This window comes from Pseudomonas oryzicola (assembly GCF_014269185.2).
Taxonomy (GTDB): Bacteria; Pseudomonadota; Gammaproteobacteria; order Pseudomonadales; family Pseudomonadaceae; genus Aquipseudomonas; species Aquipseudomonas oryzicola.
This window is the reverse complement of record NZ_JABWRZ020000001.1, coordinates 2,618,728-2,631,707: the sequence shown is the minus strand read 5'-3', so window position 1 is coordinate 2,631,707 and position 12,980 is coordinate 2,618,728. Positions and strand designations below refer to the sequence as shown.

Annotated in this window: 16 protein-coding genes; 10 read left to right on the top strand and 6 right to left on the bottom strand. The window is 64.6% G+C overall.

What is annotated here, in order from left to right; genetic code table 11:
• Positions 1-15 precede the first annotated feature (15 nt).
• The 5 genes from HU760_RS12140 (at position 16) to HU760_RS12120 (ending at position 4,137) form a co-directional block, all read left to right on the top strand.
• Positions 16-1,068 carry a catalase family peroxidase gene (locus tag HU760_RS12140; protein ID WP_186674326.1) on the top strand — a complete coding sequence of 351 codons (1,053 nt, stop codon included), beginning with the start codon at positions 16-18 and terminating at the stop codon, positions 1,066-1,068.
• Positions 1,065-1,598: a cytochrome b gene (locus tag HU760_RS12135; protein ID WP_186674327.1), complete on the top strand. Its 534-nt coding sequence runs from the start codon at positions 1,065-1,067 to the stop codon at positions 1,596-1,598. Before HU760_RS12140 ends, HU760_RS12135 begins: the two co-directional genes overlap by 4 nt.
• 84 nt (positions 1,599-1,682) lie before the next feature.
• Positions 1,683-2,888: an MFS transporter gene (locus HU760_RS12130; RefSeq protein WP_186674328.1), complete on the top strand. Its 1,206-nt coding sequence runs from the start codon at positions 1,683-1,685 to the stop codon at positions 2,886-2,888.
• Between the two features lie 82 nt (positions 2,889-2,970).
• Positions 2,971-3,516 carry a cupin domain-containing protein gene (locus tag HU760_RS12125; RefSeq protein ID WP_087500627.1) on the top strand — a complete coding sequence of 182 codons (546 nt, stop codon included), beginning with the start codon at positions 2,971-2,973 and terminating at the stop codon, positions 3,514-3,516.
• Positions 3,517-3,537: 21 nt separating this feature from the next.
• Positions 3,538-4,137: an eCIS core domain-containing protein gene (locus HU760_RS12120; protein ID WP_186674329.1), complete on the top strand. Its 600-nt coding sequence runs from the start codon at positions 3,538-3,540 to the stop codon at positions 4,135-4,137.
• Between the two features lie 27 nt (positions 4,138-4,164).
• On the opposite strand, the gene HU760_RS12115 is transcribed toward HU760_RS12120, so the two are convergent.
• Entirely contained in the window at positions 4,165-5,154 is a 990-nt protein-coding gene (locus tag HU760_RS12115) for a bile acid:sodium symporter family protein (RefSeq protein ID WP_186674330.1), read from the bottom strand.
• A gap of 118 nt (positions 5,155-5,272) precedes the next feature.
• Here HU760_RS12115 and ampC point away from each other — a divergent pair, with 118 nt between their 5' ends.
• Complete coding sequence (ampC, locus tag HU760_RS12110; protein ID WP_186674331.1) at positions 5,273-6,415, top strand: class C beta-lactamase; 1,143 nt, start codon at positions 5,273-5,275, stop codon at positions 6,413-6,415.
• Between the two features lie 299 nt (positions 6,416-6,714).
• On the top strand, positions 6,715-7,047 hold the full coding sequence (locus tag HU760_RS12105) for a hypothetical protein (RefSeq protein ID WP_186674332.1): 333 nt from the start codon (positions 6,715-6,717) through the stop codon (positions 7,045-7,047).
• A 46-nt stretch (positions 7,048-7,093) separates the two neighbouring features.
• Here HU760_RS12105 and HU760_RS12100 read toward each other — a convergent pair whose 3' ends face one another.
• The 4 genes from HU760_RS12100 to HU760_RS12085 form a co-directional block, all read right to left on the bottom strand.
• Entirely contained in the window at positions 7,094-7,405 is a 312-nt protein-coding gene (locus tag HU760_RS12100) for a hypothetical protein (protein WP_186674333.1), read from the bottom strand.
• Positions 7,406-7,544: 139 nt separating this feature from the next.
• Complete coding sequence (locus tag HU760_RS12095) at positions 7,545-7,733, bottom strand: hypothetical protein (RefSeq protein WP_003253897.1); 189 nt, start codon at positions 7,731-7,733, stop codon at positions 7,545-7,547.
• Positions 7,734-7,872: 139 nt separating this feature from the next.
• Positions 7,873-8,193, bottom strand: a complete 321-nt coding sequence (locus HU760_RS12090) for a YbjQ family protein (RefSeq protein WP_003258990.1) — start codon at positions 8,191-8,193, stop codon at positions 7,873-7,875.
• Positions 8,194-8,253: 60 nt separating this feature from the next.
• Entirely contained in the window at positions 8,254-9,138 is an 885-nt protein-coding gene (locus HU760_RS12085) for an EamA family transporter (protein ID WP_186674334.1), read from the bottom strand.
• 236 nt (positions 9,139-9,374) lie between these two features.
• Here HU760_RS12085 and HU760_RS12080 point away from each other — a divergent pair, with 236 nt between their 5' ends.
• On the top strand, positions 9,375-10,772 hold the full coding sequence (locus HU760_RS12080) for a purine-cytosine permease family protein (protein WP_186674335.1): 1,398 nt from the start codon (positions 9,375-9,377) through the stop codon (positions 10,770-10,772).
• 181 nt (positions 10,773-10,953) lie between these two features.
• Here HU760_RS12080 and HU760_RS12075 read toward each other — a convergent pair whose 3' ends face one another.
• Positions 10,954-11,565, bottom strand: a complete 612-nt coding sequence (locus HU760_RS12075; RefSeq protein WP_170029671.1) for an FMN-dependent NADH-azoreductase — start codon at positions 11,563-11,565, stop codon at positions 10,954-10,956.
• Positions 11,566-11,698: 133 nt separating this feature from the next.
• On the opposite strand from HU760_RS12075, the gene HU760_RS12070 reads away from it, so the two are divergent.
• Both HU760_RS12070 and HU760_RS12065 read left to right on the top strand, forming a co-directional pair.
• The gene (locus tag HU760_RS12070) at positions 11,699-12,601 is read left to right on the top strand and encodes a LysR substrate-binding domain-containing protein (RefSeq protein ID WP_186674475.1); all 903 of its coding nucleotides are present in this window, start codon (positions 11,699-11,701) and stop codon (positions 12,599-12,601) included.
• Positions 12,594-12,953, top strand: coding sequence for an MmcQ/YjbR family DNA-binding protein (locus HU760_RS12065; protein WP_186674336.1), 360 nt, complete (start codon positions 12,594-12,596; stop codon positions 12,951-12,953). Before HU760_RS12070 ends, HU760_RS12065 begins: the two co-directional genes overlap by 8 nt.
• The last annotated feature ends 27 nt before the right edge of the window (positions 12,954-12,980 follow it).

Genomic DNA, 12,980 nt, shown 5'->3' with positions numbered 1-12,980 from the left:
TCACTGAACCGGACCATGACCATGAAATCACCCCTGCACGGCCAGGCCCTGGCCCTGCGCCTGGCTGCCATCGGCGCCGTGGTGCTGGCCGCCGGTGCCAGCTTTGCCTATGCCGCCGGCTGGCTCGGCGAGCCCCGGCTGACCCCACAACGGATCATCGACACGTTCGAAGCGCAGGCCGGGCATTACCCGGGTTACCGCAAGAACCACGCCAAGGGCCTGTGCGTCAGCGGCTACTTCCAGGCCAGTGGGCAAGCCGCCAGCCTCTCTACAGCGCGCGTGTTCAGCCAGCAACGGGTGCCGGTGACTGGCCGTTTCGCCATCGGCGGTGCCAACCCGTTCGCCCCGGACACCGGCATACCGGTACGCAGCCTGGCCATCCAGCTGAGCACCGACGACGGGCAGGTCTGGCGCACCGGCATGAACAACCCGCCGGTGCTGGCGGTCAGCACGCCGCAGGGGTTCTATGAGCAAGTGCTGGCGAGCGCGCCCGACCCGGCCACCGGCAAGCCGGACCCAGGCAAACTGCAGGCGTTCTTCGCCGCCCATCCGGAAAGCGCGGCGTTCCGCCAATGGGCGGCGGGCTACAAACCGAGCAACAGCTTTGCCAGCACGCAATACCACAGCATCAATGCCTTCCGCCTGGTCGACAGCACCGGCGCAGCCCACCCCGTACGCTGGCAACTTGAACCGCACACCGCGTTTGCCGCGTTACCTGCCCAGGTCGATGACAAGCAGTTCCTGCAACACGACCTGCAGCAACGCCTGGCCCAAGGCCCATTGCGCTGGACCCTGCGCCTGGCCCTGGCCGCCCCGGGCGATGCGCTGGACGACCCTGCCCGCCCCTGGCCTGCCGAACGGCGCAGCGTGGATGCCGGCACCCTGGTGCTGGAACAGGTCGACGCCCCCGAGCAAGGTGCCTGCCGTGACCTCAACTTCGACCCGCTGATACTGCCTGCAGGTATAGAAGCGTCCAACGACCCGATCCTCGCCGCGCGCTCCGCCGCCTATTCGGAATCCTTCAACCGCCGCAGCCATGAATCGCTCAGCACTGGAGCCCAGCCATGAGACCCGAAGCCTTTCACCCGATCGCCCGCCTGTTGCATTGGTTGATGGCCCTCCTGATCCTGGCCATGTTGTTCATCGGAGTGAGCATGGTCGTGGACCTGTCGCCACGTCATACCCTGCTGCTCAGCCTGCACAAGGCCACCGGCCTGGCCCTGCTGGTGCTGGTGGTGCTGCGCATCACGGTGCGCCTGGCCCTGCCTCACCCGCCTTTGCCGCACAACCTGCCGGCGCCGCAGCGTTGGGCGGCCGGGGCTTCGCATGTGCTGCTGTATGGCCTGATGCTGGGCATGCCACTGCTGGGCTGGGGCATGTTGTCTGCGGGTGGTTACCCAGCCCCGCTGGGCCTGCCGGCGATCGCTCCACACGACTTGCAGCTGTATGCCGTGTTGCGCCAGGCCCACGGCTGGGCCGGCTACCTGCTGTTTGCCACCGTGCAGGTGCACCTGGCCGCGGCCTTGATGCATGCGTGGGTGCGCCGTGACGGCGTGTTGCGTAGCATGTGGCCAGGCCCCCTGCGCCGCACCCCGTGACCGGCAGCAGACAGGGCCTTCGACGATCGATGATAATGCCCACCCACTCGGCTTACTGTTTGCCGTACTGCCCTGGACTGCCTGATGAATCTTGCAAAGGACCCTGCCACTCTCCTGCCTGCCAGCACGCTGAACCTGCGGCCGCTGTTGCTGGCCAACATGGCCTGCACCCTGTCGATGATGGCTTTTGTCGCCCTGATCGGCCCGCTTGCCCGGCAGCTTGGCATGGCCACCTGGCAAGCCGGTGCTGCGGTGACCGTGGCGGGTGTGGTCTGGGTGTTGCTGGCACGCCCCTGGGGGCGCGCAGCGGACCGCCTCGGCCGCCGACGCGTCCTGCTGCTGGGCAGTGCCGGCTTCACCCTGGCCTACTGGCTGTTGTGCCTGTTCGTCGAAGGCGCTCTGCGCTGGCTACCGGGAGCGACCCTGGCGTTCGTCGGCCTGACCGTGGCACGCGGTTGCATCGGCGCCTTCTATGCCGCCATTCCAGTGGGCTGCAACGCGCTGATCGCCGACCACGTCGAACCACAACGCCGGGCCCGCGCCATGGCCGCGCTGGGCGCCGCCAACGCCGTCGGCCTGGTGGTCGGGCCAGCGCTGGCTGCGCTGCTGGCACGGCATAGCCTGAGCCTGCCGTTCCACATCATGTCGCTGTTGCCGGCCTGCGCCTTCCTGGTCCTGCTGCTGCGCCTCAAACCGCAGGCGCTGCCGCAGCGCCATGCCCCCAGCCCGGTGCGGCTGACCGACCCGCGCCTGCGCCGGCCGCTGCTGGTGGCATTCTGCGCCATGCTCAGTGTCACGGTGTCGCAGATCATCGTCGGTTTCTTCGCCCTCGACCGCCTGCACCTGGGCCCGACCGAAGCCGCCCAGGCTGCCGGAATTGCCCTGACCACGGTAGGCGTGGCGCTGATCCTGGCACAAGTGGTGCTGCGCCAGCTGGAATGGCCGCCACTGAAAATGATCCGGGTCGGTGCCACGCTGGCGGCCCTGGGCTTTGCCTGTGGTGCGCTGGCAACCACCGCGCCGTGGCTATGGGCCTGCTACTTTGTCGCGGCAGCGGGCATGGGCTTCGTGTTCCCGGCGTTCTCCGCCCTGGCGGCAAATGCCATGCACGCCTCGGAGCAAGGCGCCACGGCCGGTTCCATCGGTGCGGCCCAGGGCATGGGCGCGGTGGTCGGGCCGCTGGCAGGCACCCTGGTGTATGCGCTGGACCCGCGCTTGCCGTTCCTCGCCGTTGCGGCCCTGTTGCTGCTGGTAGGGCTGTGGCCGATGCCCCGCGAACAAAGGGCCTGACAAGCACAGCGCGCAAGCGAGCAGAGTGTGTTTTAATGCGCATCGCTCATTATTTTTGACACCTCTTGATTACAAGGCGGCTATGGACACGGGGACGCGACTCAAACTGGTGCGTGAACGCAACAACCTCTCCCAACGGGAACTGGCCCGCCGCAGCGGGCTGACCAATTCGACGATCTCGCAGATCGAACAGAATCGCGTCAGCCCTTCGGTCAGCTCCCTGAAAAAACTGCTCGAAGGCATTCCCATGAGCCTGGCGGAGTTCTTCAGTTTCGACGAACCGGTGCGCGAAGAGCGCTACGTGTTCCGTGCCGGCGAACAGCCAGACCTGGGGCGCAACGGCCTGCGCATGCTGCTGGTCGGCGCCAGTGTCGAAGGCCGGCAGATGCGTATGCTGCGCGAACTGTATGCACCGGGCGCTGACTCGGGCGAGCCGATCGTGCATGCCGAAGGTGAAGAGTGTGGCCTGGTCACCCGCGGCACCGTCGAGTTGTGGGTCGATGGCCAGGTCAGCGTGCTCAACTCGGGCGACGGTTACTACATCCCCACGACCTTGCCGCACAGTTTCAAGAACATCGGCCCGGACGAGGCCGAGATCATCAGCGCCAACACTCCGGCGAATTTCTGACCCTTGCTGAACAGGCCCGGAATGAAGCGGATCACTATGCTGCTGGGGCTTGTGCTGGGGCTGGCCCAGCCTGCGCTGGCCGGCCAGGCGTGCCCGCCCGGGCAGTATCAGGTCTGCCTGATGGGCTGTTTCTGCGCCCCGATCGACCCCGGCCAGGCCGGGCAGATCCTCAAGGATGTGGAAAGCATGGCCTCGTCCAGCCTGACCTACGCCTTGCAGCAGGCCCGCGACGAGGCCACCGCCGACGGCGTGCAACCGATACCGTTGCATATCCGTGCGCAGCTCGAGCCCTGGTATGACTTTGCCGTGCTGGACGCGGCGCGCTACCGGGTAGGCGATGAACAGCAGGTCAGCGCCGCCAATGCGCTGTTGCAGAACCCCGATGTGAATGCCGTGACCTTGATCGACACGATCATCTTCCGGCGGGCCAGCGACGCCGAGGACAACGTGGCGCTGTGGGCACATGAGCTCAAGCACGTGCAGCAGTATCAGCAGCTTGGGGTGGAGGAATTCGCCCGGCGCTATACGCGCAATTACGACGACCTGGAGGCCCCGGCCTACAAGATCGAGGCCGAGGTTGCCAAGGCGCTGCGCGAGCGCGCTTCGGGCCAGGCCAGGTAGCGATTGCGCTGCCTCGGGCTGCAGCGGTCAGGCCGCAGAGGCCTCCTCGGCCCCCTGCTCACGGCTGGCGTAACGTTGCGCCAGCACCGCACAGACCATCAACTGGATCTGGTGGAACAGCATCAGCGGCAGGATCATCGCACCGATGCCACTGCCAACGAACAGCACCTGGGCCATCGGTACCCCGGTGGCCAGGCTCTTCTTCGAGCCGGCGAAGAGGATGGTAATGCGGTCCTCCAGGTCGAAACCCAGCAGTTTGCCCAACTGGTGGGTAGCGAACAGCACCACCGTCAGCAAAATCGCGCATACGCCAAACAATCCGGCCAGATGCTGCGGCGATACCGTGTGCCACAGCCCGGTAACTACCGCCTCGCTGAAGGCGGTATACACCACCAGCAGGATCGAGCCCTGGTCCACCACCTTCAACCAACGTGCTTTGCGCTTGACCCAGGCGCCGATCCAGCGCCGCGCGAGTTGCCCGGCCACGAACGGCACCAGCAGTTGCAGGGTGATCTTCAGCACCGCATCCAGGCCTGAGCCGGTATCACCGCTGGCGCCCAGCAGTAGCATCACCAGCAAGGGCGTGAGGAAGATGCCCAGCAGGCTCGAGGCCGCCGCGCTGCAGATGGCCGCTGGTACGTTACCCCGCGCCAGCGAGGTGAAGGCGATGGCCGACTGCACGGTGGCTGGCAAGGCACACAGGTACAGCACGCCCAGGTACAGTTCGTTGCCCACCAGCGGCACGAACAACGGTTTGAACGCCAGGCCCAGCAGCGGAAACAGCATGAAGGTGCAGGCGAACACCAACCCATGCAGGCGCCAGTGCCCGGCACCGGCAATGATTGCCTCCCGCGACAGCTTGGCGCCATGCAGGAAGAACAGCAAGCCGATCGCCAGGTTGGTCAGCCAGCCGAAATACACCGCGCCGTCGCCCGAGCAAGGCAGCACGGTGGCGATCAGTACCACCCCGAGCAAGGCCAGGGTGAAATTGTCGAACAGCAAGCGCAAATATTTCATCACAGTTTCCGTCTTGTCATCGTGCAAGGGCAGACGATAAGGTCTTCGGCCTTTCGCCGCTAACGCCGGAACCCCCACCGGTATCGCCCAACGGACACCTCCCGCACAGGACCCGCCCATGCCCTTGCCCCGCCTGGCCGCAGTTGCAGCCGCCCTCACCTTCACCCTGGGCCACAGCGCCGCCAAGGCAGACGACCAGCTGCAGGCCAAGGTCGACCGGATCATCCGCCCGCTGATGCAGGAACAAGGCATATCCGGCATGGCCGTGGCGGTCTATGCCCGCGACCACGCCTACTACTTCAGCTATGGCGTGGCCAGCAAGGACGACCCTGTACCAGTCAGCCGTGACACGCTGTTTGAAATCGGTTCGCTGAGCAAGACCTACACCGCTACCCTGGCCGCACTGGCCAGCGCCGAGGGCACGCTGGACCTCGCCGCCCCGGCCAAGCGTTATCACCCCGCACTGGCCGGGGCGCCCCTCGGCGAGGCGAGCGTGCTGGACCTGGGTGCCTACAGCGCCGACTGCCTGCCTTTGCAGTTCCCGGATACGGTGCAGACAGCGCAGCAGGTAGTCGAATTCTTCCGCCACTGGCAACCTCGGGCCGCAGCGGGCACCCAGCGCTGCTATTCCAACCCCAGCCTGGGGCTGTTCGGCGACCTGGCCGCTCGTGCCCAGCATCAACCGTTCTCGACCCTGATGAGTGAAGGCTTGCTGGCGAAGATGGGCTTGCAGAACACCTACCTGCAGGTCCCGGCCGACGCCCGGGGGCTGTATGCCCAAGGCTACGACGCCAGCGACAGGCCGGTGCGGGTCGGGCCCGGCCCGTACGCAGATGAGGCGTACGGCATCAAGACCAGCGCCAGCGACCTGCTGCGCTATGTGCGCCTCTACCTGCAACCGGAAGGCCTGCCCCCTGCTCTGGCGCAAGCTACAACCATTACCCGGCAGGGCTACTTCCAGGTCGGCGCCATGACCCAGGGCCTGGGCTGGGAGCGTTACCCGTACCCAGTCACGCTGGCAACCCTGGTCGACGGCAACAGCTCACGGCTCATTCGCGAGCCGCAGGCGACCACGCGCTTGCAACCCGCCCTGCCCGCGCTGTCGGCAGCCTGGTACAACAAGACCGGCTCGACCAACGGTTTCGGTGCCTACGCTGCGTTCGTGCCTGCCGAGCGACTGGCCATCGTCTTGTTGGCCAACCGCAATTACCCGAACGAAGCCCGCGTGCGCGCAGCCTTCGAGATCCTTTCGGGGCTGTAGTGTCGGCAACAATTGTCGAACAAAACGACACAATGTAGTGAGAAAAAATATTCACTACAAAATGGTTGACGCCGTTCATCGCCCTTGGGCATGATGAAGCCGTCTCTCTGATCGGGAGCGGTGGCAAGGGTGTTCCAGACGGCCTGCGCGGTAACGCAGGCCGTCCGTGGAGAGGGAAACTGTCCAAAAGGCAGCGTGAGAAAGCCCCTGTTGCGATGCTGCTGTAGCAGCCTTGGTAGTGCGCTACACCGTGGTAGCGCCAACTGTGAAAATCACTACGACTGGGTAATGGGGGCTTTATGATGAACTTGAACAACAATCCGACTATCGACCAATTGGCTCAGCTGTTCGCCATGCGCAAGGACAGCCTTGACGACCACCTGCTGTGGGTCAGCCAAACCGGTGAAGTGCGCCTCGACCGCCTGCCACCGAATACTGTCGAAGATGAATTCGAAGAGCACCTGCCCAGCATGCGTGCCCGCTTCAAGGTCTACCGTCGTGGCCAGGGCTACGTCGGCAAGAAGGCCGCCGCCGACACCGAGTTCGTCGGTCGCGTGCTGCAGACCCTGCAACAAGAATGGCCCGCTGCCCGCGAGCAGCAGGCCGTCAAGGTGATCGAATCGATCAATTGAGGGTTCGCACCCTTGAAAAAGCCCGGCCCATACAGGCCGGGCTTTTTCATGCCTGACGCCGACGGTTGCGGGTTGCCGGCAAAGGCAAGGCCCCGGTGGCCATCGCCCGGGCACGGTCGACACCCCAGACCAGGGCGCGAGTCATGGTCTCGCCAGGCCGCGCGGGGTAATACTCTTCCAGCAGTGCGCGCCCATCCCCGGCATACAACCCCAGGAACAACTGGGTCGCCCCCAGGCGCGACAGGCGCACCTGCACGTCCAGCGTGGTGCCGTCACTGAGCGCTTCATCATGGCTGCGGCTATGCAGTTGGGCGTCAGCCCACTGCCAATAGGTCTCTTCCCTGACTCGCATGAGCATTTAATCCTCCGTTGCGCAATGCGGCGTCAGGAAATCACAGTCTTGGCCATCGTGCGAGTGGTACCCGGCAATGCCATGAGGCGGATCAACGAATAGCAACAAAAACCCCGCCGTTCGGCGGGGTCTCGTTGGGGCGGGCTCACTTCTTCAGTGGGACCCGCGGCATGAAGCGGCCTTTTTTGCTGCGCTGCAGGTGTGCGGGTTGGAGCTGTTCGGAATCATCCAGTGTCATGTGGGCGAAACCCAGGCGGAATGCCGCCTGGCCGCAACGGACCTGGCTGTTGATCGGGAACGCATCGTTCAGGTCTTCGAAAAAGGATTCGCTCATGCCCTGTCTCCCTCCAGTGGCGGACGCGCCGGCAACCAGAAGGGTTGCCCAGGTAAACGCGACCAGTGGAAATGAGACTAGCTGGTCATTTGCAGACCGCCCGGACTGAAATACCGGGCCCGACCAGCGGCCAAACGCGCTACTTCAAGCGCACCGCCGTGCCGGTGGCAAATACCACGACCATGCCACCCTGTACCGATGGCATGCTGATCTCGAAATCCACCCCCACTACAGCATCGGCCTGCAATTGGCGTGCCCGCGCTTTCAATTCTTCGGTGGCCTGCTCCCGGGCCTCGCGCAGTGCGCTTTCCAGGGTTTGCGACCGCCCGCCGAAGAAGTCGCGGAAACGTGCAAAGAAATCGCGCACAAAGTTGATACCCTGCACCGATTCGGAGCTGACCACGCCCAGGTACTCGGCGATCGGGCGGCCTTCAAGCTGGCTGGTGGTGGAAATGATCATGGGTGCACTCCATTGGCCTGGCAAAAGAGGCCGATTCTACCAGAGTGCAGCACCGGCGATTCACGCGTTGACCGCGCGCAAGCGCTGGCCGATGCGCGCGCCGAACACGTTCACCAGCAACCCCGCCATCACCAGCAAGGCGCCCCAGCCCTGCGTTGCCGTCAGCCGCTCGCCGAGCAACAGCGCCGATGAACTCAAGCCAATCACCGGCACCAGCAGCGAGAATGGTGCTACTTTGCCGGCTGGGTGGCGCGACAGCAGCTCGCTCCACAGGCTGTAGCCCAGCATGGTGGCGACGAACGCCAGGTAGGCCAGGGCCAGCACCGAACTCCAACCGATGTTGGCCAAGGCATGACCAATGCGCTCCGGCCCCTCCAGCCACCAGGACAATGCCAGGAACGGCAGCGGCGGAATCAGCCCGCCCCAGATCACCAGCGCCACCAGGTCAACCGAGCCAAAGCGGCGGGTAATGATGTTGCCCAGGCCCCACATGGCGCCGCCGCACAGGGTCAGCACCAGCGCCAGCATCGGTACATGGCCACCGTCTTCGCTGCCGATGAGGGCCAGGCCGCTGGCGGCCACCAATAGCCCGAGCACGCTCGCCAGGCGCAGCCGCTCGCCCAGGAACAGGGCAGCAAAACCCAGCGTGAAGAACGCCTGTGATTGCAGGATCAACGAGGCCAGCCCTGGTGGCATGCCGCTGTACATGGCCTGGAACAGGAAGGCGAACTGGCCCAGGGAAATGGTCGCACCGTAGGCGACCAGCCAGCGCCAGGGCAACCTGGGCCGCCTGACCAACAGGATGGCCGGAAACGCCACCAACAGGAAGCGCAATGCCCCCAGCAACATCGGCGGCAAGCCATCGAGGCCAACCTTGATGACCACGAAGTTGACTCCCCAGGCGACGATCACCACCAGGGCGATCAGCAGGTCCTTGAGCGGCATTGCAACATCCTTCTTCCAGGCTTTTAGACATATTTCGTTACAGCATAAGGCTATTCCTTCACCGCCGACCGGCACAGTTGCGGCCCATCATTGCGCAACAGTGCCACTGTTCCATTCGCGACACCCTCGCTTGACCCTGCTTGTATATACATGCTCACATGACGCCAACGTCATCCACCTCGTGCCCCATCGATGACTGACTCGCTTGCACAAATACAATGAAGCGGAGCCACCGAATGACCAGCAAACCCGTATTCGAGCGGCGCTCGATCGACTACATCCCCGAAACTGAACGTCATGGGCGCGTGTACAGCCAGTTCACCCTGTGGCTCGGCGCCAACCTGCAGATCACTGCGATCGTGACCGGCGCGCTGGCCGTGGTGCTCGGTGGCGATGTGTTCTGGTCGTTGATCGGCCTGCTTCTCGGCCAATTGATCGGTGGCGCGGTCATGGCTCTCCATGCAGCGCAGGGCCCGCGCCTCGGGTTGCCACAGATGATCTCCAGCCGCGTGCAGTTCGGGGTGTACGGCGCGGCCATACCGATGGTGCTGGTGTGCCTGATGTACCTGGGCTTTACCGCTACCGGCACGGTACTCTCCGGGCAGGCAATCGGCCAGTTGTTGAACGTCGGCGACAGCACCGGCATCCTGATTTTCGCCAGCGTCATCGTCCTCGCTACCCTGGCCGGCTACCGGGTGATCCACTGGATCGGGCGAGTCGCCAGCGTGCTGGGGATCATTGCCTTCGTCTACCTGTTCAGCCGCATCCTGATGCTGGCCGACATCGGGCAGTTACTGGATAACCGCCACTTCAGTTGGGCATCGTTCATGCTCGCCGTGTCACTGGCAGCATCCTGGCAGATCGCCTTCGGCCCGTATGTCGCCGACTACTCGCGCTACCTACCAAGCAGCACCTCACCACACAAGACGTTCCTCGCCGCAGGGCTGGGTTCGGTGATCGGCGCGCAGGCGTCAATGGTGCTCGGGGTATTCGCCGTCGCCATTGCCGGTGGCCAGTTCGCCGGCCATGAAGTGGCATACATCGTTGGCCTGGGGGGTGCCGGAAGCACCGCAGCGCTGCTGTATTTCTGCATCGCCTTCGGCAAGGTGACCATCTCGACGCTGAATTCCTATGGCAGCTTCATGTGCATTGCCACCATCATCAGCGGCTTCCGCGGCCACCTGGCGATCAGTCGGGCACAGCGCCTGTTGTTCGTCCTGGCCATCGTCGGCGCCGCGACCCTGCTGGCCCTGCTTGGCCAGCATTCGTTTCTCAGCGCGTTCAAGTCGTTCATCCTGTTCCTGCTGACGTTCTTCGTGCCATGGAGTGCGGTCAATTTGGTCGATTACTACTTCATCACCAAGGAGCGTTACGACATCCCTGCCCTCGCCGACCCACAGGGCCGCTATGGCCGCTGGAACTGGCCCGGGATCATCGTCTACAGCGTTGGTGTGCTGATCCAGATGCCGTTCATCGACACCAAGCTGTACACGGGGCCGATGGTCGAGCACCTGGGCGGTGTGGATGTATCGTGGCTGATCGGCCTGGTAGTACCGAGCGTGCTGTACTACCTGGTGGCACGTCAGCGGGCCCACCACGCGCCCGTGTCGATGATCGTGCCTGAGAGTCACTGAGCCGCGCAGAAACGGCTTGTAGCAACCGCCAGGCCGACGCGGTCATGCAGCGCGGCCCGGATCGCGAAAAAGCCGCAAAGCGGCCCCCAGTTTCAGCGTCATCGCCGAGATCTCCGGGGCCGCCTTGCGGCTCTTTCGCGACACAAGGCCGCTGTTACAGCGTCAGCGTTTGGTACCTGACTCAGGCAGCCGCAAACAGTTCGTTGGCAATTTGCGCCTGGGCAGCGTCGATCGCCTGGCTGCGCTGCTCAGGGCCGTAAGCCAGGCCATGGGCGCGGACGATTTCCAGGTCGGTGATGCCGATGAAGCCCAGGAACACCTTGAGGAATTCCTCATGCCCGGCACCGCTCGGCTGGCCAGCGTGCAGGCCACCGGCGGTGGACACCAGCACGACTTTCTTGTTGCCGCACAGGCCTTCCGGGCCGGCTTCGGTGTAGCGGAAGGTCTTGCCGGCGACGGCAACGCGGTCGATCCAGGCCTTGAGCTGGGTCGGCACGGTGAAGTTGTACATCGGCGCGCCGATCACCACGGCATCCGCCGCCAGGAACTCTTCCAGAGTCTCTGCGCTGAGCTTGGCCTCGAAGGCCTGGGCTGCGTCGCGCACGTCTTCCGGGGTCCCCGCCGCTACCAGCGTGGCAGCAGAGAAGTGGGCGATGGCGTCGGCAGCCAGGTCGCGGTACACCACTTCCACGCTCGGGTCGGCAGCTTTCCAGGCCTCGACCACTTCGCGGCTCAGTTGGCGGGAGGCGGAATTGTCGCCCAGGATGCTCGAATCGATATGCAACAGTTTCATGGGACTCTCCTGTGAATGACGACCGCGACATTGGGCGATCACGATGGGGAGAATCCTACCGAGGGAGCCAATGGGTGATAAGTCAGCAAAAATGCGTTAGTTTGTCCCACAGATGGAACAGTGAGACATGCCCATGCAAGACCTCAACGACCTTTTCTATTTTGCTCGCGTGGTCGAGGCCGGCGGTTTCGCCGCAGCCGGTCGCCAGCTGGGCATCCCCAAGTCGCGCCTGTCGCGGCGTATTGCCGAGCTGGAAGAACGTCTGGGCACTCGCCTGCTGCAGCGCACCACGCGGCAACTGAAGCTCACCGCGGTGGGCGAGCGCTACCTGCACCACTGCCAGGCCATGCTGCTTGAGGCCGAAGCCGCCGACGAAGCGGTGGCCAGCATGAGCAGCGAACCGCGTGGGCGCTTGCGGGTGTCCTGCCCGGTGGCGCTGGCCCATGCCTTCCTGCCGGACGTGATCAGCCGCTTTCTTGAGCAATACCCGCTGGTGCAGCTGGACATGGTGCTGCTCAACCGCCGGGTCGACCTGATTTCCGAAGGCATTGACGTAGCCCTGCGGGTGCGCGATCTGGGCGATGAAGACCCGGCCCTGGTCACCCGGCGTCTGCGCCAGGCGCAGATGCAACTGGTTGCCGCCCCCGGTTTCGCCGACCACATTCGCGAACCCGGCGAGTTGGCATCGTTACCGGTGCTGGGCGCTGCCGAAGCGGACCGGCTGGTACACTTCCGCTTGTTCGGCCCGCACGGCAAACAGCAGGAAATCGCCTTGGAACCGCGCCTGGCGATCGATGATTTCGTGGTACGTAATGCGGCTGTACGGGCAGGCCTGGGGTTCACCGCGCTGCCCAGCATGTTCTGCGAGGATGAACTGGCACGCGGCGAACTGGTGCGCCTGCTGCCGGACTGGTCGTTGCCGGGCGGCTACCTGCAGGCGGTGTATCCGCACCGGCGCGGTTTGCTGCCTGCGGTACGGGTGTGGATCGACCACCTGGCGGCTTCGTTCGAGGCCTGCGGAGAACGGTATGTCTGAGCGGCACATGAGCGAAGCCCAGGTGGCAGCGTACTGCCTGAGCCTGCCGGGGGCGCGGGAAGACTACAAATGGGGCGGCGTCCGGGTATTCTCGGTGGCGGGCAACAAGATGTTCGCAGTGCTCGACCTGGCCGGTGCGGGGCTGTCGTTCAAGGTGGCTGACGAGCTGTTTCTCGGCTATTGCGATCGGCCAGGGGTGCGGCCTGCGCCGTATCTGGCACGGGCGCGGTGGATCAGCATGGCACCACCTTACCCGATGGGGCGCGACGAGCTGTGTGATTTGCTGCGGCGCTCGCACCAGCTGGTGGTCCAACGCTTGCCCAAACGGCTGCAGACGGGCTTGGTGTTGTGATCTAGCTTCGCTGGCCTCTTCGCGGCT